Source organism: Mesorhizobium sp. B2-2-4 (assembly GCF_006442375.1).
Classification (GTDB): domain Bacteria; phylum Pseudomonadota; class Alphaproteobacteria; order Rhizobiales; family Rhizobiaceae; genus Mesorhizobium.
This window is the reverse complement of the sequence record NZ_VFWB01000010.1, coordinates 96,096-112,413: the sequence shown is the minus strand read 5'-3', so window position 1 is coordinate 112,413 and position 16,318 is coordinate 96,096. Positions and strand designations below refer to the sequence as shown.

General features: G+C 64.8%; 17 protein-coding genes. 7 read left to right on the top strand and 10 right to left on the bottom strand.

Features of this window, described 5'->3' with window-relative positions:
- Positions 1–403 precede the first annotated feature (403 nt).
- The 3 genes from FJ959_RS24200 (at position 404) to FJ959_RS24190 (ending at position 3,220) form a co-directional block, all read left to right on the top strand.
- A complete protein-coding gene (locus FJ959_RS24200) occupies positions 404–1,303 on the top strand; it encodes a LysR family transcriptional regulator (protein ID WP_140496254.1) in 900 nt (299 codons plus the stop codon).
- A gap of 88 nt (positions 1,304–1,391) precedes the next feature.
- On the top strand, positions 1,392–2,060 hold the full coding sequence (locus FJ959_RS24195) for a DUF1007 family protein (protein ID WP_140632532.1): 669 nt from the start codon (positions 1,392–1,394) through the stop codon (positions 2,058–2,060).
- Entirely contained in the window at positions 2,057–3,220 is a 1,164-nt protein-coding gene (locus FJ959_RS24190; RefSeq protein ID WP_140496256.1) for a nickel/cobalt transporter, read from the top strand. The genes FJ959_RS24195 and FJ959_RS24190 overlap by 4 nt, the downstream gene beginning before the upstream one ends.
- 153 nt (positions 3,221–3,373) lie before the next feature.
- Here the strand turns inward: FJ959_RS24190 and denD are convergent, their stop codons facing one another.
- The 4 genes from denD to FJ959_RS24170 are packed head-to-tail and all read right to left on the bottom strand — an operon-like array spanning position 3,374 to position 6,376.
- Positions 3,374–4,348, bottom strand: a complete 975-nt coding sequence (gene denD, locus FJ959_RS24185) for a D-erythronate dehydrogenase (protein WP_140496257.1) — start codon at positions 4,346–4,348, stop codon at positions 3,374–3,376.
- A gap of 12 nt (positions 4,349–4,360) precedes the next feature.
- Positions 4,361–4,573: a SoxR reducing system RseC family protein gene (locus FJ959_RS24180; protein ID WP_140632529.1), complete on the bottom strand. Its 213-nt coding sequence runs from the start codon at positions 4,571–4,573 to the stop codon at positions 4,361–4,363.
- Positions 4,574–4,633: 60 nt separating this feature from the next.
- Complete coding sequence (locus tag FJ959_RS24175; RefSeq protein WP_140522368.1) at positions 4,634–5,662, bottom strand: cation diffusion facilitator family transporter; 1,029 nt, start codon at positions 5,660–5,662, stop codon at positions 4,634–4,636.
- 27 nt (positions 5,663–5,689) lie between these two features.
- Positions 5,690–6,376 carry a GNAT family protein gene (locus tag FJ959_RS24170; protein ID WP_140522370.1) on the bottom strand — a complete coding sequence of 229 codons (687 nt, stop codon included), beginning with the start codon at positions 6,374–6,376 and terminating at the stop codon, positions 5,690–5,692.
- A gap of 83 nt (positions 6,377–6,459) precedes the next feature.
- Between FJ959_RS24170 and FJ959_RS24165 the strand changes: the two genes are divergently transcribed.
- Positions 6,460–7,644 carry a pyridoxal phosphate-dependent aminotransferase gene (locus FJ959_RS24165; protein ID WP_140496261.1) on the top strand — a complete coding sequence of 395 codons (1,185 nt, stop codon included), beginning with the start codon at positions 6,460–6,462 and terminating at the stop codon, positions 7,642–7,644.
- 148 nt (positions 7,645–7,792) lie between these two features.
- Positions 7,793–8,167 (top strand): YciI family protein, encoded by a 375-nt coding sequence (locus FJ959_RS24160; RefSeq protein WP_140496262.1) that lies wholly within the window; start codon positions 7,793–7,795, stop codon positions 8,165–8,167.
- A 62-nt stretch (positions 8,168–8,229) separates the two neighbouring features.
- Here FJ959_RS24160 and FJ959_RS24155 read toward each other — a convergent pair whose 3' ends face one another.
- From FJ959_RS24155 to FJ959_RS24145, 3 genes are all read right to left on the bottom strand, one after another.
- The gene (locus FJ959_RS24155) at positions 8,230–8,982 is read right to left on the bottom strand and encodes an SDR family oxidoreductase (protein WP_140632526.1); all 753 of its coding nucleotides are present in this window, start codon (positions 8,980–8,982) and stop codon (positions 8,230–8,232) included.
- 484 nt (positions 8,983–9,466) lie between these two features.
- Complete coding sequence (locus FJ959_RS24150) at positions 9,467–10,207, bottom strand: tellurite resistance TerB family protein (RefSeq protein ID WP_140632523.1); 741 nt, start codon at positions 10,205–10,207, stop codon at positions 9,467–9,469.
- Between the two features lie 116 nt (positions 10,208–10,323).
- The gene (locus tag FJ959_RS24145) at positions 10,324–11,253 is read right to left on the bottom strand and encodes a rhodanese-related sulfurtransferase (protein ID WP_140632520.1); all 930 of its coding nucleotides are present in this window, start codon (positions 11,251–11,253) and stop codon (positions 10,324–10,326) included.
- A 187-nt stretch (positions 11,254–11,440) separates the two neighbouring features.
- On the opposite strand from FJ959_RS24145, the gene FJ959_RS24140 reads away from it, so the two are divergent.
- Entirely contained in the window at positions 11,441–12,079 is a 639-nt protein-coding gene (locus tag FJ959_RS24140; RefSeq protein ID WP_140556574.1) for a 2-dehydro-3-deoxy-phosphogluconate aldolase, read from the top strand.
- 12 nt (positions 12,080–12,091) lie between these two features.
- Here FJ959_RS24140 and FJ959_RS24135 read toward each other — a convergent pair whose 3' ends face one another.
- Positions 12,092–12,850, bottom strand: coding sequence for an SDR family oxidoreductase (locus FJ959_RS24135; protein ID WP_140632517.1), 759 nt, complete (start codon positions 12,848–12,850; stop codon positions 12,092–12,094).
- Between the two features lie 219 nt (positions 12,851–13,069).
- On the opposite strand from FJ959_RS24135, the gene FJ959_RS24130 reads away from it, so the two are divergent.
- The gene (locus FJ959_RS24130) at positions 13,070–13,963 is read left to right on the top strand and encodes an AraC family transcriptional regulator (protein ID WP_140632514.1); all 894 of its coding nucleotides are present in this window, start codon (positions 13,070–13,072) and stop codon (positions 13,961–13,963) included.
- Between the two features lie 86 nt (positions 13,964–14,049).
- Here the strand turns inward: FJ959_RS24130 and FJ959_RS31910 are convergent, their stop codons facing one another.
- Entirely contained in the window at positions 14,050–14,226 is a 177-nt protein-coding gene (locus FJ959_RS31910) for a hypothetical protein (RefSeq protein ID WP_181165230.1), read from the bottom strand.
- A 195-nt stretch (positions 14,227–14,421) separates the two neighbouring features.
- Positions 14,422–16,248 carry a DUF882 domain-containing protein gene (locus FJ959_RS24125; protein WP_181171642.1) on the bottom strand — a complete coding sequence of 609 codons (1,827 nt, stop codon included), beginning with the start codon at positions 16,246–16,248 and terminating at the stop codon, positions 14,422–14,424.
- Between the last annotated feature and the right edge of the window lie 70 nt (positions 16,249–16,318).

The following is a 16,318-nucleotide window of genomic DNA, read 5'->3' as shown; positions in this document are numbered from 1 at the left end:
AGAAAGGCCCGCACCGTCGTTGCTTCAAGGTGTCCTCGGTCTGGCGGTTGGCCGCTAAACCGACTGGAGGGGTTGGCTCCAGTTACCTTACCGATTTCCCTCACCATTCAGAGGATCGGCGGACACCCACAGGCACGTGCGACTTTGGGCAAGCGCGATATAGGGGCAGAGAGATTCACAATCAATAAAAATCGTATCGCAGGTTGTAAAAATTCCGGCATCGAACAATGTTGGTTTCACCGTATCCGGATATCGAACGATGACAGGCACGCACGACCCTCTCGACCCCCTTCTGCACCCTCGCAAGATACCGGTGGGCCGGCCTGTCGCTGGCCCTTCCGGCGGCGACATTGCCCTGATACGGCTCGGCCGAAATCTCGACGCCGCACGAAAGGCCTGATTCATGGACACACTGACCCGCATGCGCGCCTTCATCGACGTGGTCGAGGCCGAGGGCTTTTCGGCGGCGGCGCGCAAGATCGGCCGCTCCAAGGCGCTGCTGTCGAAATATGTGCGCGAGCTGGAGGACGAGCTCGGCGCGCTGCTGCTCAACCGCACCACCCGCCAGTTCTCGATGACCGAGGCCGGCCACACCTATTATCGCCGCGCCTCCGAGATCGTGCGCGAGGTCGACAGTCTTGCCGACGCCGTGCGCGAATCCTCCGGCGACGTGCGCGGCAGGATCAAACTGTCTGCGCCGCGCACCTTCGCCGACGCGCCGATCGGCCAGTCGCTGATCGACTTCGCCAAGCAATATCCCGACATCGTGCTCGACATCCAGCTGGACGACCGCTTCGTCGACCTCGTCGAGGAAGGCTTCGATCTCGCGGTGCGCATCTCGCGCCTGGAGAACTCGTCGCTGATCGCCAGGCGTCTGGCGCCGTTTTCGACACGGCTGTGCGCATCTCCCGAACTCATCGCAAAACATGGCATGCCGGTACGGGCGCAGGATCTCGGCCGCATGCCCTGCATCGTCGACACCAATGGCCGCGGCTTGAACAACTGGCAATTCAAGGGAGACGGCGAGGATACGGTGAGCGTCTCGGTCTCCGGCCCGATCGAAGTCAACAGCCCGATGGCGGCGCGGGCTGCTGCCCTGTCGGGGTTGGGATTTGCCATCCTGCCGGATTTCATCGCCGTGCCGGATATTGCGAGCGGCCGGCTGGTGACGGTTCTGGATGACCGCACCCTGTCGGGCGCCGGCATTTTCGCCGTCTATCCGCACCGGCGCTATTTGCCCGCCAAGGTGCGTGTCTTCGTCGATTTCCTGGTCCAGTGGTTCAGGACGCGCGAAACCGCATGACCGGCTTCAATTGCGGCGCGGTCCCATTTTCGCCCCCTTTCTGGTAACTGTCGACTTCTCTCCGAAGCCAAGGGAATCGCGACCGCGAATGCATCTGAAACGGCACGCAATCATGCTGGCTTCGGCCCTGGCGGCGACATTGGCCGCCGTTGGACCGGCCGAGGTGCATCCGCACGTTTTCGCCGAGGCCCGCCTCGACGTGATCCTCTCCCCGGATCACCAAAGCGTGAAAGCGCTGCGCCATCTCTGGCGCTTCGACGATCTGTTTTCCAGTACTGTCATGATGGAGTTCGACAAGAATTCCGACCTGAAGCTTGACGACAAGGAGTTGAAGGAGGTCGCCGACACGGTCCACGCCTCGCTGGCCGAATTCAACTACTTCCAGCTCGTCACCCAGGACGGCAAGGACGTGCCGATGACGCCGCCGCCGCATCTGATGGCCAATTTCGACAACGACCAGCTGATCATCCTGTTCGAGTCCGAACCGAAGGCGCCGATCAAGCTCGCCGGCAAGATCGATATCGGCGTCTACGATCCGACCTTCTACACGGCGATCGATTTCACCGAGGACGCCAACATCACGGTCGAGGGCCTGCCGCCGAACTGCACCGACAAGGTGGTCCGCCCCGACCCGGATGAGGCCATCAAGGAAAACCAGAAGACCCTGACGGACGCCTTCTTCAACGACCCGACAGGCACCGACATGAGCAAGATCTTTGCCACCAAGCTCGAACTGACCTGTCAGCCAGAAGGATGAACCCGGTGATGAGACCGTCCCTGCGTTTGGCATTCGGCCTGTTGGCCATCAGCTTCGCGATGGTGCATTTCGCCGGCTCGGCTCATGCCCAGAGCTCGCTTGGCATCGGCGTCAACGATGGCATGGCGCCGACCACCGGCCCGTTCGCCCACATACTGATGTGGATCAACCTGCGGCAGCAGGAGTTCTATCGCGCACTCGCCACGGCGATGAAGGCGATGCGCCAGGACAACAGCAAGCTCTGGGTGCTTATCGGCCTCTCCTTCGCCTACGGCATTTTCCACGCCGCCGGCCCCGGCCACGGCAAGGCGGTGATCTCGTCCTACATGGTGGCCAACGAAGTGGCGCTGCGGCGTGGCATCCTGTTGTCGTTCGTCTCGGCCTTGCTGCAGGGCTTGACCGCGGTCGCGGTCATGGCGGTCGCCTATTTCGTCCTGCGCGGCACCGCCGTCTCTATGACCGACGCGGCCTGGTTCATGGAGATCATGAGCTTCGTCTTCGTCACCCTGTTCGGCGCCTGGCTGCTGTGGCGCAAGCTCGGCCCATCCATCCTGCGCCTGTTCGGCAGAGGTCCCGCCTACAGCCTGTCGGCGGCTCACGCCGGGCATTCCCATGCGGGCCATTCGCATGCCGCTCACAGCCATTCGGCGCACGCGCTGCATCAGCATGATCATCATGACCACGGGCATGAGCATTCGCACGATCATCATGACCACGGCGCGCATGACCATCACCACGATCATGGCGCGCACGATCACGCGCACGCGGCGGGCGAGGTCTGCGAGACCTGCGGCCACTCGCATGCGCCAGATCCGGCGCTGCTGTCGGGCGACCGCTTCGACTGGCGCACCGCCTGGACGGCGGTGGCCGCGGTCGGTATCCGCCCCTGCTCCGGCGCGCTGATCGTGCTCAGCTTCGCCCTGCTCAATGGCCTGTGGCTCGGCGGCCTGCTGTCGGTGCTGGCGATGTCGATCGGCACCGCCATAACCGTCTCGGCGCTGGCCACGATCGCGGTGACCGCAAAGAACTGGGCGGTGTATTTCGCCGGCGACGGCCGCATGGGCAACCGCATCCATTCGATCGTCGAGATCGGCGGCGCCGCCTTCGTGTTCCTGTTCGGACTGCTGCTGCTGTCGGCGAGCCTGACGGGCGGCGTTTGACCCGGAAGTAGCGCCCGAAGGTGTGTTGAGATTCAGGTCAGGCCGCGCCGAGAACGGTTGATATCGAGAACCGGAGCGGAGCGTACTTACTTAAAGTACGTGAGCACCGGAAGCGCAGGTATCAGCCGTTCGCAGGCCGGCATCACCTGAATATCAATACACCTTGCCGCCCAGTTCATCCTCGATATGAGCGCGGATAATCTCGTCAAAACTCTTCTCGGCGCTGAAGCCGAGTTCCCTTGACCGCCGCGCCTCGAACCGCGTCGGCCAGCCCTTGACGATCGCCCAGATCGTCTCGTCCGGCTCCTCGCGGATCAGGCTCACCGCCTTCGGCCCGGCGATGCGTTCCAACGCCTCGATCTGCTCGCCGACGGTGACGGCGACGCCTGGCATCGTCAGGTTGCGGCGCGGCCCGACGGCGGCGCCGTCGATCCCGGCCGCATGGATCAGGAAATTCACCGCCGAGCGTGGGCTGGCGTGGGTATGGACGACGGTGCGCGGCACCGGCAGGATCGCCTCCTGACCGTTCAGCGGCTCGCGGATGATGCCGGAGAAGAAGCCGGAGGCCGCCTTGTTCGGCTTGCCCGGCCGCACGCAGATGGTCGGCAGCCGGATGCCGATGCCGTCGAAGAAGCCGCGCCTGGAATAGTCGGCCAGCAGCGCCTCGCTCATCTGCTTCTGCGTGCCGTAGGAGGTCAGCGGCGTCGTGTGGAATTCATCGGGAATGACGTCCGGGAACGGCGCGCCGAACACCGCGATCGACGAGGTGAACACGACGCGCGGCGCAAACCCCGCCAGGCGGATGGCATCGAACAAGGCGCGCGTGCCGTCGAGATTGACGCGGTAGCCGAGATCGAAATTGGCTTCCGCCTCGCCCGACACGATGCCGGCGAGATGGAACACGACGTCGGGCCGCGACGCGACCAGCCTCTCGGCGGCGCCCGCCTCGGCGAGATCGCCGGTATGGCTGTGGATGCTGACGCCATCGATGGCCGGCGCCTGTGGCGGTACGATGTCGTGCAGGTCGAGCGCGGTGATCTTCTGGCCGCGCAGCCTGCCGTCCTTCGCCAGCCGTGCAATGAGCTTGCGGCCGACCATGCCGGCGGCGCCCGTGATCAGAATGCGCATGTCGAACTTCCCTTATTTGCCCTGATTTTTGCGTTGGCTGCGCGCGCGCAGCCAGAACACCAAGAAAAACGCCAGCACGAACGCGGTGCCGAAGATGCCGGCCAGCACGGTCGACAGATCGCCGAGGGCCAGCATGATGTTTGGCAGGAAATAAACGGCAATGCCGAACAGCAGCATGATCGACAGCGCGGCGATGGCGGCGTTCTTGGTATCGCGATCCATTATGCTGTCCCTGCGTGGCCAGGGGTCGTCGAGCTCGGATTCAAGGCGCTTGGATTCCCTGCGTCAGTGATGATGGCCATGATGCAAAGCCGCGTCATGCCCCTGGTGGTGATCATGGTCATGACCATGGTCGTGCTCGTCGCCGTCGTCGGCGCACTGGCCGAATTCAGGTTCCACCGTGGCATGGCTGATGCCATGCTCCGACGCAAGCCGCTTCTTGATCGCGCTGACCGCCTTGTGCGCGTCCACGCCCTCGTTGAGGCATGCATGCAGCGTCGCCATGCTGCTGGTGCCGTCGATCGACCAGATATGCATGTGGTGCACCTCGCGCACCCCCTGGACCGTCGTCGCGATGTCGCTGGCGATCAGGTCCCGGTCGAGGCTCGGCGGCACCCCTTCGAGCAGGACGTGGGCGGCCGCGCGCATCAGCGACCATGCCGTGGACAGGATCAGCAGCGAGACCAGCACCGACAGGATCGGATCGATCGGGGTCCAGCCGGTGGCCAGAATGACGATCGCCGCCACGATTGCCGCGGCCGAGCCGAGCAGGTCGCCGAGCACATGCAGGATGGCGCCGCGCATGTTGAGGCTCTCACGGTCGCCGCCATGCAGCACCAGGAAGGAGCCGATGTTGACCAGCAGGCCGAGGATCGCCACCACCAGCATCGGCCCGCCCAGCACCGGCGCCGGCGTCTGCAGGCGCTCCCACGCCTCGTAGACGATCCACAGCGCGATGACGAAGATGGCGATGCCGTTGGTGTAGGCCACCAACGTCTTGACCCGGCCGAAGCCATAGGTCAGGCGGACGGTCGCCGGCCGGTCCGCAAGATGAAACGCATACCAGGCCAGGCCGAGCGCAATGGCGTCGGCAAGCATGTGGCCGGCATCGGCCAGCAGCGCCAGAGAGCCGGTGAAGAGGCCGCCAAGCGCCTCCGCCACCATAAAGCCCGCCGTCAGGCAGGCCGCGATCAGAACGCGCTTCTTGTCGGTCGAGCCATGACTATGCGCGCTGTGGCCGTGCCCGCTGTAGCCGTGCCCGCTGTGGTCGTGGCGGCTGTCGTCGTGCCGGCTGTCGTCGTGACTGTGCGCCAATGGCAAACTCCCATGCCCGGATTCAGCTCAAGCGCCGAATTCCGCGCGAAAATCCTCGAGCCGTCGTTTCTGCTGGCCGGCACCGTCGAAATTGGCCGGATCGAGCCACGCCTCGTAGGCTTTGCGCAAGGCCGGCCATTCCTTGTCGATGATCGAATACCATGCGGTGTCGCGGTTTTCACCCTTGACGATCAGGTGCTGGCGGAAAACGCCCTCGAACTTGAAGCCGAACCGTTCCGCGGCGCGCTTCGACGGCTCGTTGCGGTTGTTGCATTTCCATTCGTAGCGGCGATAGCCGAGCTCGTCGAAAATGTATTTCATGAACAGGAACTGCGCTTCCGTCGCCGCCGGCTTGCGCGCGATGAGCGGCCCCCAATAGATGTTGCCGATCTCGATGACGCCATAGGCCGGATCGATGCGCATCAACGTCTGGCGCCCGGCGACCTTGCCGCTCGGTTTGTCGATGACGGCGAAGAACAGCGGATCCTCGCTCGCCTCCACCTTGTCCAGCCAAGGCTGGAAGGCGGCGCGGGTTTCCGGCGGATAGTCGGGCAGCCAGGCGAAGCGGCCATCGACGTCGGCCACGGAAGACGCTTCATAGAGGCCATCGCCGTGCTTCGCGGCGCTCAGCGGCTCAAGCCTGACATAGCGGCCCTCCAGCACCTTGCGCTCCGGGCGCGGACGCGGTTGCCAGTCCTTGAGATTTTCCGACACCGAAAGCTCCAATCCGTTTGACTTTTGCGGGCCGAAGCTCACAAAAACGCAACCGCATAGCAAGAACCACACGGACGGGAAAAATGCTCCACACGATTTCGGCCTTCGATCGTCTCGGCGAGGAAAACGCCTTCGCCGTGCTCGCGAGGGCCACGGCACTCGCCCAGCAAGGCCGCGACATCGTCAATCTCGGCATCGGCCAGCCCGACTTCAAGACGCCGCAGCACATTGTCGAGGCGGCGATCAAGGCGCTGCGCGACGGCCACCACGGCTACACGCCGGCGAACGGCCTGTTGGCGACGCGCGAGGCGGTGGTGCGCCGCACGCTGACCACGACCGGGGTCGAGGTATCGCCCGAGGCGGTGATGATCCTGCCCGGCGGCAAGCCGACCATGTTCGCCGCCATCCTGATGTTCGGCGAACCCGGCGCCGAGATCCTCTATCCCGATCCCGGTTTTCCCATCTACCGCTCGATGATCGAGTTCACCGGTGCGGCACCCATCCCCGTGCCGATGCGCGAGGAGAACGGCTTTGCCTTCTCGGCCGAGGAGACGCTGGCGCTGATCACCTCTAAGACGCGGCTCCTGATCCTCAACTCGCCGGCCAACCCGACCGGCGGCGTCACACCGCGCGCCGAGATCGAGAAGTTGGTCAAGGGACTGGAGGCACATCCGCGGGTGGCCATCCTTTCCGACGAAATCTACGACGTGATGACCTATGACGGCGAAAAACACTGCTCGCTGCTCGGGTTTCCCGAAATCCGCGACCGGCTGATCGTGCTCAACGGCTGGTCGAAGACCTGGGCGATGACCGGTTGGCGCATGGGCTGGTCGATCTGGCCGAACGGCGACAAGGGCGCCCATCTCTACGACAAGGTGCGCAAGCTGGCGGTCAATTGCTGGTCCTGCGTTAACGCGCCGAGCCAGTTTGCCGGCATCGCGGCCATCGACGGCCCGCAGGACGACGTCGACAAGATGATGCGCGCCTTCGATCGCCGCAGGAAGATCGTGGTCGAGGGACTGAACGCCCTGCCAAACATATCCTGCATCACGCCCAAGGGCGCCTTCTATGCCTTCCCCAACGTGTCGAAGACCGGCTGGAAGGCGAAGAAACTCGCCTCCGCCCTGCTCGACGACGCCGGCGTCGCGTTGATCGGCGGCCCCGATTTCGGCATTCTCGGCGAAGGCTATGTCAGGCTCTCCTACGCCAATTCCGAGGAGAACATTTTACGCGCGCTGGACAGGATCGGAGCGTTCCTGGCCAAGTGAGGCCTCCGGCGTTCGCCGCGAGTCCGCATCGATTGCCGCTGGCGGCATGGCAATGTCATGATGCGTCGGGAGGCGCATGGCCAAAGACTGTGCCTGCGTGCGGGGAGCCGCTACGATCGTCGGATCAGGATCGAAATGGGGTGCCTCGATGTTTTATGCAATTCTTGCCTATCACGTGGAAGACGCGATCAAGGCACTGACGCCGCAGGAAGATGCGGCACTGATGACCGACCTGCTCAAGATCCACGACGGGCTCTATGCGAACGGCAGCCTCGGCCCCTCGGCGCGGCTTGGAGCGACCCAGTCGGCCTGCACCTTGCGCGGACCCGGCGACGGGATCGTCATCGACGGCCCCTTCGCCGAGACCAAGGAACAGCTTCTCGGCCTCTATGTCGTCGATTGCGCCAAGCGCGATGACGCGATCGCCATCGCGCGCGATCTGCGCCGCGTCAACCCGACCGCCGTCTACGAGATCCGCCCGATCGCGCTCTATCTGCCGGGCGTGGCGCTGGCGGGGGCCTAAAGCAATTCCGGGAAAAGCGCGTAGCGCTTTCCCTTCGGAATTGCGCAAAAATAAACGCTTGGTCAGCCTCTGCCCACGAACGGCATCTTGGTCGCCATCACGGTCATGAACAGCACATTGGCCTCGAGCGGCAGGCTGGCCATGTGGACGACGGCGTCGGCCACGTGCTGGACGTCCATCACCGCTTCGGCGGCAATGGAGCCGTTGGCCTGTGGCACGCCGACCGTCATCGGTTGCGCCATGTCGGTCAGCGCATTGCCGATGTCGATCTGGCCGCAGGCAATGTCGTAGGGGCGGCCGTCGAGCGCCAGCGTCTTGGTCAGCCCGGTGATGGCATGCTTGGTCGCGGTATAGGGCACCGATCCCGGGCGCGGCGCGTAGGCCGAGATGGAGCCGTTGTTGATGATGCGGCCGCCCATCGGTTTCTGCTTGCGCATGGCGCGGAAGGCCGCGCGGGCGCACAGGAACGAACCGGTGAGATTTACGCCCACAATATCGTTCCACACCTCGACCGGGATCTCGTCGATCGGCGCCGACTTGTAGCCCATGCCGGCATTGTTGAAGAGCAGGTCGACGCGGCCGAACGCCTCCGCCACCGTCTCGAACAAATCATCGACCTCGCCGGGCTTGCTGATGTCGCAGGCGACAGCCAGTGCCTTGGCATCCGTCTGCCCGGCCGCGGCGATCGCCTCGTCCAGCACCCCCTTCCGGCGTCCGCAGAATACAGTGTTCCAGCCGGCTTTGAGCAGCGCGGTGGCGGCGCTCTTGCCGATGCCCGTGCCGGCGCCGGTGACGATGGCGGTTTTTTCGGTCATGGCAGATATCCTCCGGCTGCGCCGCATTTGGCTCGACTGATTTTCAGGTGGTCCAGGGGCAAAAGGCATCGCAAATGACGGCGGCGATGGCAAGCGGGACGCTGGTGTCCAGGGCAACGAATCCAAGCTGACAGGTTTCGTCCGGCCTTCGACCGCGCGCTGTCGAGGGAGCATTGAACGGAAAACCCGCCTGTGCGGCGGGTCCCTGGCGCAACTCAGCACCATAACCAAATATCTACCATAGTTGCCGTCACCCAGTCAAGGAAAAAATTCCTATCAAGGGTTCGGAGCCTGGCCGGGTGCCGAAAGGTGCAATTCCTTTTTGGGAGAAGCCCGGAGGGCCGACAAAAAGGGCGGTCATTGGCGACCGCCCTGATCTGGACCGGACTTGGGAGGAGGAAAGCCGATCCGACTGTCTAGAATCATGCGCTTCCTGGGTTAACGAGAGGTTAACGCCACGAAGGCCCGCCTGTTCCGTTTTGGCCTACCAGCGTGGATTGGGTGAGGTCCCGGCCTTGGCAGCCGGCACTTTGGCCGCCGAAACCGTTGCCTCGACATGGTCGATCAGCGCATCCGGCAGGCCGAGCCGGCCCGCGAGCAGATCGAGATAGCCGCGCTCGGCGCGTGTGTCGGGATCGATTGTAAGGCGCGACGCGGTGTAGAGCTCAAGCTTCTGCGCGTCGGTCTTGGCGCCGGCCACCAGCGTGTCGAGGTCGAGCGGGTTCTCCAGCTCCGCCATCAGGAATTTTTCCGCATCGGAACCGATCCCCGCGAGGCTCAGCTTGCCGGCGATCTTCTTGCGCTCCTCATCGTCGATATGGCCGTCGGCCTTGGCCGCCGAGATCATCGCCCGCACCAGGGTCAGCGTGAATTCGTCCTCGCCCTGCGGCGCTTGCGACGGGTGGAACGCAGTGTCCTTCGGCGGCGGCAGCAATTCCGGTTCGCCGGCCGCCGGCGCCTGCTCGGGTGCATTGCCGGCCTTGTAGTTCTGGTAGGCCTTGTAGGCGAGGCCGCCGATCGCTGCCAACCCACCGAGCTTGACGGCGGCACCGGTGACCTGGCGCCCGGCGCCGGTTCCAAGCAGCACCGCGGCCAGCGCGCCCGCCGCAAGAGGATTGTCCTTGGCCATCTGCACCGCCTGTCCGGCCTTGTCGCGGACCGTGCCGCCGGTGCCGGGAATCTGCGAGCCGAGCAGATCGTCGAGAAGCTTCTTGGGATCGAACATCAATGCCTCCAGGATTGCCCGGCCGAACGGGCAGGTTTCGAACGCCGAAGACGTAGGTCCCGAAACCTGGCATTGCAATGACGGGCGGCCGCTTTGCCCCGGCCCAGGCGCCTTGATCAGGACCCGATATGCGGTCCCCTGCCCCGCGCCTGCGCCAGCTCGACCTGCCGCTGGCGCTCGGCATAGCGCTGGCGGTCGTCGTCCGACCGAGCGTCGAAACAATGCGGGCAGGAGACGCCGGCGGCAAATTTCGGCGATGTCAGCTCGTCCAAGGTCAGTGGATGCCGGCAGGCGCGGCACAGCTCGGCATCGCCCTCGGCGAGGCCGTGCGACACCGAAACCCGTTCGTCGAAGACGAAGCATTCGCCTTGCCACAGGCTGTCTTCGGCCGGTACCTCTTCGAGATATTTCAGGATGCCGCCCTTGAGATGGAACACCTCCTCAAGGCCGAGCGACCTGACATAGGCCGTCGCCTTCTCGCAGCGTATGCCGCCAGTGCAGAACATGGCGACCTTGCGGCCTTCCAGTTCCGCGCGGTGCTCTTCCACCCAGGCCGGGAATTCGCGAAAGCTCGCGGTCGCCGGATCGATGGCGCCCTTGAAGGTGCCGATCGACACTTCGTAGGCGTTGCGCGTGTCGATGACGATCGTGTCGGGTTGGGAAATCAGCGCGTTCCAATCGGCCGGCGCGACATAGGTGCCGGCACTCTTCGCCGGGTCGATGTCTTCGACACCCATGGTGACGATCTCGCGCTTCAGCCGCACCTTCATGCGGTGGAAGGGCGTTTGCGCGGCGCTGCTGTATTTCACCTCGAGGCCGGACAGCCCGTCGATGGCTTCGAGATGTTCGATCAGTTCGGCAATCGCCGCATCGCTGCCGGCGACCGTGCCGTTGATGCCTTCATGCGCCAGAAGCAGCGTACCCCTGATGCCGCGCCCACAGCAGAAGGCAGCCAGTGGCGCCCGCAGCGCCTGGAAGGCGTCGAGCCGGGCAAATTTGTAGAGCGCGGCGACGCGGACAGGCTGGGATGGCGCGGACGGTGTCATTGCCAGAGCAACTAGACGCTCGTAAAAGCCGTTTCAAGGTGAAACGGGTTTGACGGCCTGCCATGGCCCTGTTCCGGAAGAGCCCGTAAGCTACCCGGCGTGCGTGACATCACGACACGCCCGGTTGCGTGGACAGGAAAATATCCGTTTGCTAATCGGTTGAATTGACAACGATATGGAGAAGAAGATGCCCAGCAAGACCGAAAAACTCCTGTCGTTGCTCAACGGTCAGCCGGTCATCCCGGTGCTGAAGATCACTGATCTTGCCAATGCGGTGCCGTTGGCCCGCGCTTTGGCGCGCGGCGGCCTGCCGGCGATCGAGATCACGCTCAGGACCGCGGATGCGCTGGAAGCGATCCGCCGCGTGGCCGGCGAGGTCGAGGAAGCCATCGTCGGTGCCGGCACCATTCTGGATGCCCGCCAGTTCGATGAGGCGGCCGCCGCCGGCTCGCAATTCATCGTCAGCCCGGGCATAACCCGCGAGCTTCTGGCAGGCGCCGCCGACAGCGAGGTTCCGCTGCTGCCCGGCGCCATCACCCCCGGCGAGATCATGGCCGCGCGCGAAGCCGGGCTGCGCTTCCTGAAGTTCTTCCCGGCCGAGCAGTCCGGCGGCATCGCCTCGCTGAAGGCATTCGCCTCGCCGCTCGCCGACGTGAAATTCTGCCCGACCGGCGGTATCACCGGCAAGAACGCGGCCGACTATCTCAGCCTGCCCAATGTCATCTGCGTCGGCGGCTCCTGGGTCGCCCCCGACGACATGGTCAAGGCCGGCAGGTGGGACGAAATCGAAGCTCTCGCACGCGCCGCGAGCAAGCTCGCCGGATAAGCGCTTTCGCGTTCACCAGCGCAGCGGGCCATTCTCGTCGAAATAGCCGGCAGTCGGACCATCGGCATCGAGCGTCGCCAGGCGCACGATGATCTCGGCTGCCTGCCGCACCGTGCGACCGCCCCTGTGCCCGTTGAGATCGGTCGCGGTGTAGCCGGGAGCAGCGGCATTCACCTTGATGCCGCGCGGCGCGAGCTCCCTGGCGAACGCCACCGTAATCGCGTTGAGCGCCGTCTTGGAGCTGCCATAGCCCATTATGTTGGGCGACTGGTTTTCGCCTGTTGCGTCCTGCGCGCGTGCGATCGAGCCGATATAGCTGCTCACCATGACGATGCGGCCGGCGGGCGATGCCAGCAAGAGCGGCAGGAATGCCTGGGTGACCCGGATCGGGCCGAAGACGTTGACATCATAGGTGGCCTTGATGTCGGCGATATTCTCCCGGCTCGGCGGCAGCTCATAGCGCTCGTCGGGGCCGAGCGCGTCGACATATCCAGGAGCAATGCCGGCATTGTTGACCAGCACGTCGAGGCTGGCTACCCGCGCCGCGACGGTCCTGGCGGCGACCGCCGCGCTTTCGTCATCGACGACGTCGAGTTCGAGCCACTCGACGTCGAGCCCTTCGTTGCGCAGCGCCTGTGCCGCCTCAGCGCCGCGTTCAGCGTCGCGGGCGCCGAGCCAGACCTTGAATCCTGTCGCCGCCAGGCGCCGTGCGGTCTCCAGGCCGATGCCCTTGTTGGCGCCGGTCACCAGTGCGCGCTTCGATGTCGTCATATCCAAATCTCCTTTGTGGAGGCCTGATGCATGTCGCCTAGAAGTGGCCCCGGTCCGGGAGAACGACATGCATAAACAAAGGCCCAAGACGCGTCGCCAAACGCGGCGCGCCTTAGAGATGGCGGATTGCCGCCCGCCTGGCGCGCCGAAAACTCTCTTGCTCTTGCCTGATCCTCTCACCTGGTTGCGCGGCCCACGCGGATCGGCAATGCTGAAACGATGAGAGAAGCGCTGCTGGAATTGATCGCCATCGCCGGCCGCCATGCGCATGGGCGGCGGACAAGGACGGCGATCCCTCGCGTTACGATCGGCCGCAGCGAGGTCCCGACGCCGCCGATGCCCGAGCTTTGTCAGCCGACGGCGCTGTTCGTGCTGCAAGGCACGAAATCGGTGCTGATCGGCGAGCGCACGCTTCGTTATCAAGCCGGCAGCTATTTCGTCTACGCGGTCGAGACACCCGCCACCAGCCAGCTGATCGAGGCGAGTATCGCGCATCCCTATGTGGCCATCGGCTTCGCCCTCGATGTCAAGGCGATCGCAGCCCTGCTCATCGAGCACGAGCCGGCCGTCGGTGGCGACGATTTCATGACCTACCTGGCCAATGACGACCTGCTCGACGCGTGGCGCCGGATGCTGCGGCTGCTCGACAGGCCCGCCGAGATTCCCGTGCTCGCTCCCCTGCTCGAGCGCGAGATATTGTTTCGCCTGTTGCAAGGCCCGCAAGGCGCGAAGTTGCGCCAGCTCGCCGGCGCCGACAGCCGCTTGTCACAGATCCGCCGGGCGACCGCCTGGATCCGGGCTCACTATGACGAGCCTATCGAGGTGCGGCGGTTGGCCGAGCTCGCCAATATGAGCAGCGCTGCGTTTCATCGCCACTTCAAGGCGGCGACGGCGATGAGCCCGATCCAGTACCAGAAGCAGGTCCGCCTGCTGGAGGCCCGCCACCTGCTGCTGGCCCAGCCGGGAAACGCCGCGCGGGTTGCCTTTACCGTGGGCTATGAAAGCGCTTCGCAGTTCAGCCGGGAGTATGCGCGTCAGTTCGGGTTGCCGCCTGCACGCGATGCCGCGCGGCTTCTGGCGCAGGGCGAAGCGGCCGCGCTGGACATCGACTGAACCATCCCGGGCGGCACGAAAAAGCCCGGCCGGCTTGCGCCGATCGGGCTAGTCTGGTGCCATGATAGTCAGTGGTGTCTTGGCGGTCAGTTGCAGACCCTGACCTTCTCGACCGCCTTGTGGCGATGCTTCCAATGCGTGACCATCTTGGTCCGGCAGTGATGCTTGCCATTTTTGATGATCACGGTTTCGGCTTGCGAGGGAGCAAAAGCCGCCGATGCCGCCACCAGCGCCAGGACGGATGCCAACAGGATCTTCTTCATGAATATCCCCGGGGTTGGAACGCAGCCATTCTAGCCGGGAAACAGGCAGCTTTTACCTTTTCACGAGAAGTTCAGGCACCCGTGATCCCGCGGGGCCGGGGCCGGCTTCATGCATGCCGGTTGTGCCCGCACACAGCCGGCTGACAACGAAAAGCCGCGCCGGTTGCCCGGCGCGGCTTTCGGAATGCCCGGTCTTTACTTCGTCTGGAAGCGCGCGACGGACAGGAATTTTACGGCATTGCCGGTGAAACGGTTGGCATCCGCCATCTGGTCGCCCTGCTGGAAGCCGGCCGTGTAGACCTCGCTCGGCGGCGTGTGGACCACGTTGTAGGCGTAGCCCGGCGCCGTCGTGGCGCTCGAAACCGTCGCGACATTCTCGCCGCTGGTCAGCGCCCAGCGGGCGGCCTGCGGTGCGGCGGCAACCACGATGGCCTTGGGACCGGGTTTGAGGTCGCGGGCGGTGGCTCTGGCCTCCTTGCGGGTCGTCTTCACGCCGGCGCCGATCGCGGCGACCGGATCGGAACCGGCAGCGCGGGCGACGACGGCCTCGCGCGGCGATGCGGCATCGACGCCGGACGGGTCGTTGAAAGCCGAACGAGGCTCGGACAACGACGCAACCCGATAATAGTCAGCCTGCACGGGAAGCGCCTCGGCCTCGTCGAGCACGGCCTTGACCGCATCGGGCTTGACCGCATCGGCCTTGGCCGCATCGATATTGGTCATATCCGGCCGCGCGCTCGGCAGCACCGAGAAAGCATCGGTCGCGGTCTTGCCACGCTCGGCCGTCTCGGCCAGCGCCATCAGCACATCCTTGCTGGGCGCAGGCGCCAGCACCGCCGGCAACGTGTGTTCGGGGCGCCATGTCGGCAAAGGTATGTTGTTGGCGGCAACCTGCGCTGCATCGGCGGCGACCGCCGAGGGATCAGCCTTGCCGAAAGGCATATTCGCCGGCGTCTGCACGGTTGCCACGGTCTGTTCGGTGCTGGCCGTCGCATCCGCCATGCCGAAGGGAACATTCTCAGGCGGCTGCGCGCCGACGTCGACTTTCGGCCGCGGAGCGAAATCGGGCAGCGGGATGCTGCGTGCCGGCAACGCCGCGATGATCGTCTCGGGCGTATCCTTTTCCGGCTCCGGGGCCTGCTCCTCGGCGACCTGCGGGATCTCGGCGCGCTTGGCGTTCTCGGGCGCCACGATCGCGATCCCCGGCAGGGTGCCGCTCTTGGCGGTGCTCGCCGGTACCGGCTTCACGCTTCTCGGCTTCGGCGCCGGCTCTGCCGATGCGACATCGGCGCTGTCGTCGGCCTCGTCGTCGCCGCCGCCGAAGAAGGCAGCCAGCAGTCCGCCGGACCTTTTGGAACCACCGCCGGCGCTGGCCAGCTCGATGGCGGCGCCGCCGGAGCCCTTGCGTGCCTTGTATGAGGCAAGCGCCTGCTCAAAGCCAGGCAGCGGCCGGCCGTCGCTCGGCACGTGCAGCGTCTTGCCGTTCGGGAACAGGCTCACCAGTTCCTGTCGGCTGATGCCGGGCCAATGGCGCACATTGCCGACATCCATGTGGACGAACGGCGAACCGGATCTCGGATAGTAGCCGACGCCGCCGCCCTGCATCTTGAGCCCGATATTGCGCAGCTTCTTCAGCGGCACGCCCGGAATGTAGAAGTCCATCGCCTTGCCGAGCATGTGCTGGCTCTTCTCGGCGACACCCTTGCTGCGACTGCGCAGCATCGAGTTCGTCGACGGCGAGCGATAGCCGCAAACCACCTGGATATAGTCGGTGGCGCCGCTTTCCCGATAGGCTTCCCAGACCAGGTCCAGCAGGCGCGGGTCCATCTTGGTCGGCTCGTTGCGGCGCCAGTCGCGCAGGATGATGTTGATCTTCCTCAGCCCGGCCTGATCGTAACGGCCGTTGCGCTTGTAGACGATCTCCGCCTTCTCGTGCGTGTGGAGGTGGTAGAGCTTCAGCGAACGCACTTCGGCCCTGGCGCCGGTTGCGGCAGCGGCAAGAAAACCAAATGCGACAATCATGGCCGCCAGCCACTTCGGCCAGACGCTCAAATGATAGTGCCGCCCGTTTGTGTGTCGTTCGATTCTGTTC

Coding starts and splice junctions, on each gene's coding strand:
- FJ959_RS24125 (WP_181171642.1), bottom strand. CDS start 16,248: ATGATTGTCGCATTTGGTTTTCTTGCCGCTGCCGCAACCGGCGCCAGG.
- FJ959_RS24130 (WP_140632514.1), top strand. CDS start 13,070: ATGAGAGAAGCGCTGCTGGAATTGATCGCCATCGCCGGCCGCCATGCG.
- FJ959_RS31910 (WP_181165230.1), bottom strand. CDS start 14,226: ATGAAGAAGATCCTGTTGGCATCCGTCCTGGCGCTGGTGGCGGCATCG.
- FJ959_RS24150 (WP_140632523.1), bottom strand. CDS start 10,207: ATGTTCGATCCCAAGAAGCTTCTCGACGATCTGCTCGGCTCGCAGATT.
- FJ959_RS24165 (WP_140496261.1), top strand. CDS start 6,460: ATGCTCCACACGATTTCGGCCTTCGATCGTCTCGGCGAGGAAAACGCC.
- denD (WP_140496257.1), bottom strand. CDS start 4,348: ATGCGCATTCTGATCACGGGCGCCGCCGGCATGGTCGGCCGCAAGCTC.
- FJ959_RS24195 (WP_140632532.1), top strand. CDS start 1,392: ATGCATCTGAAACGGCACGCAATCATGCTGGCTTCGGCCCTGGCGGCG.
- FJ959_RS24160 (WP_140496262.1), top strand. CDS start 7,793: ATGTTTTATGCAATTCTTGCCTATCACGTGGAAGACGCGATCAAGGCA.
- FJ959_RS24140 (WP_140556574.1), top strand. CDS start 11,441: ATGCCCAGCAAGACCGAAAAACTCCTGTCGTTGCTCAACGGTCAGCCG.
- FJ959_RS24135 (WP_140632517.1), bottom strand. CDS start 12,850: ATGACGACATCGAAGCGCGCACTGGTGACCGGCGCCAACAAGGGCATC.
- FJ959_RS24200 (WP_140496254.1), top strand. CDS start 404: ATGGACACACTGACCCGCATGCGCGCCTTCATCGACGTGGTCGAGGCC.
- FJ959_RS24145 (WP_140632520.1), bottom strand. CDS start 11,253: ATGACACCGTCCGCGCCATCCCAGCCTGTCCGCGTCGCCGCGCTCTAC.
- FJ959_RS24190 (WP_140496256.1), top strand. CDS start 2,057: ATGAACCCGGTGATGAGACCGTCCCTGCGTTTGGCATTCGGCCTGTTG.
- FJ959_RS24155 (WP_140632526.1), bottom strand. CDS start 8,982: ATGACCGAAAAAACCGCCATCGTCACCGGCGCCGGCACGGGCATCGGC.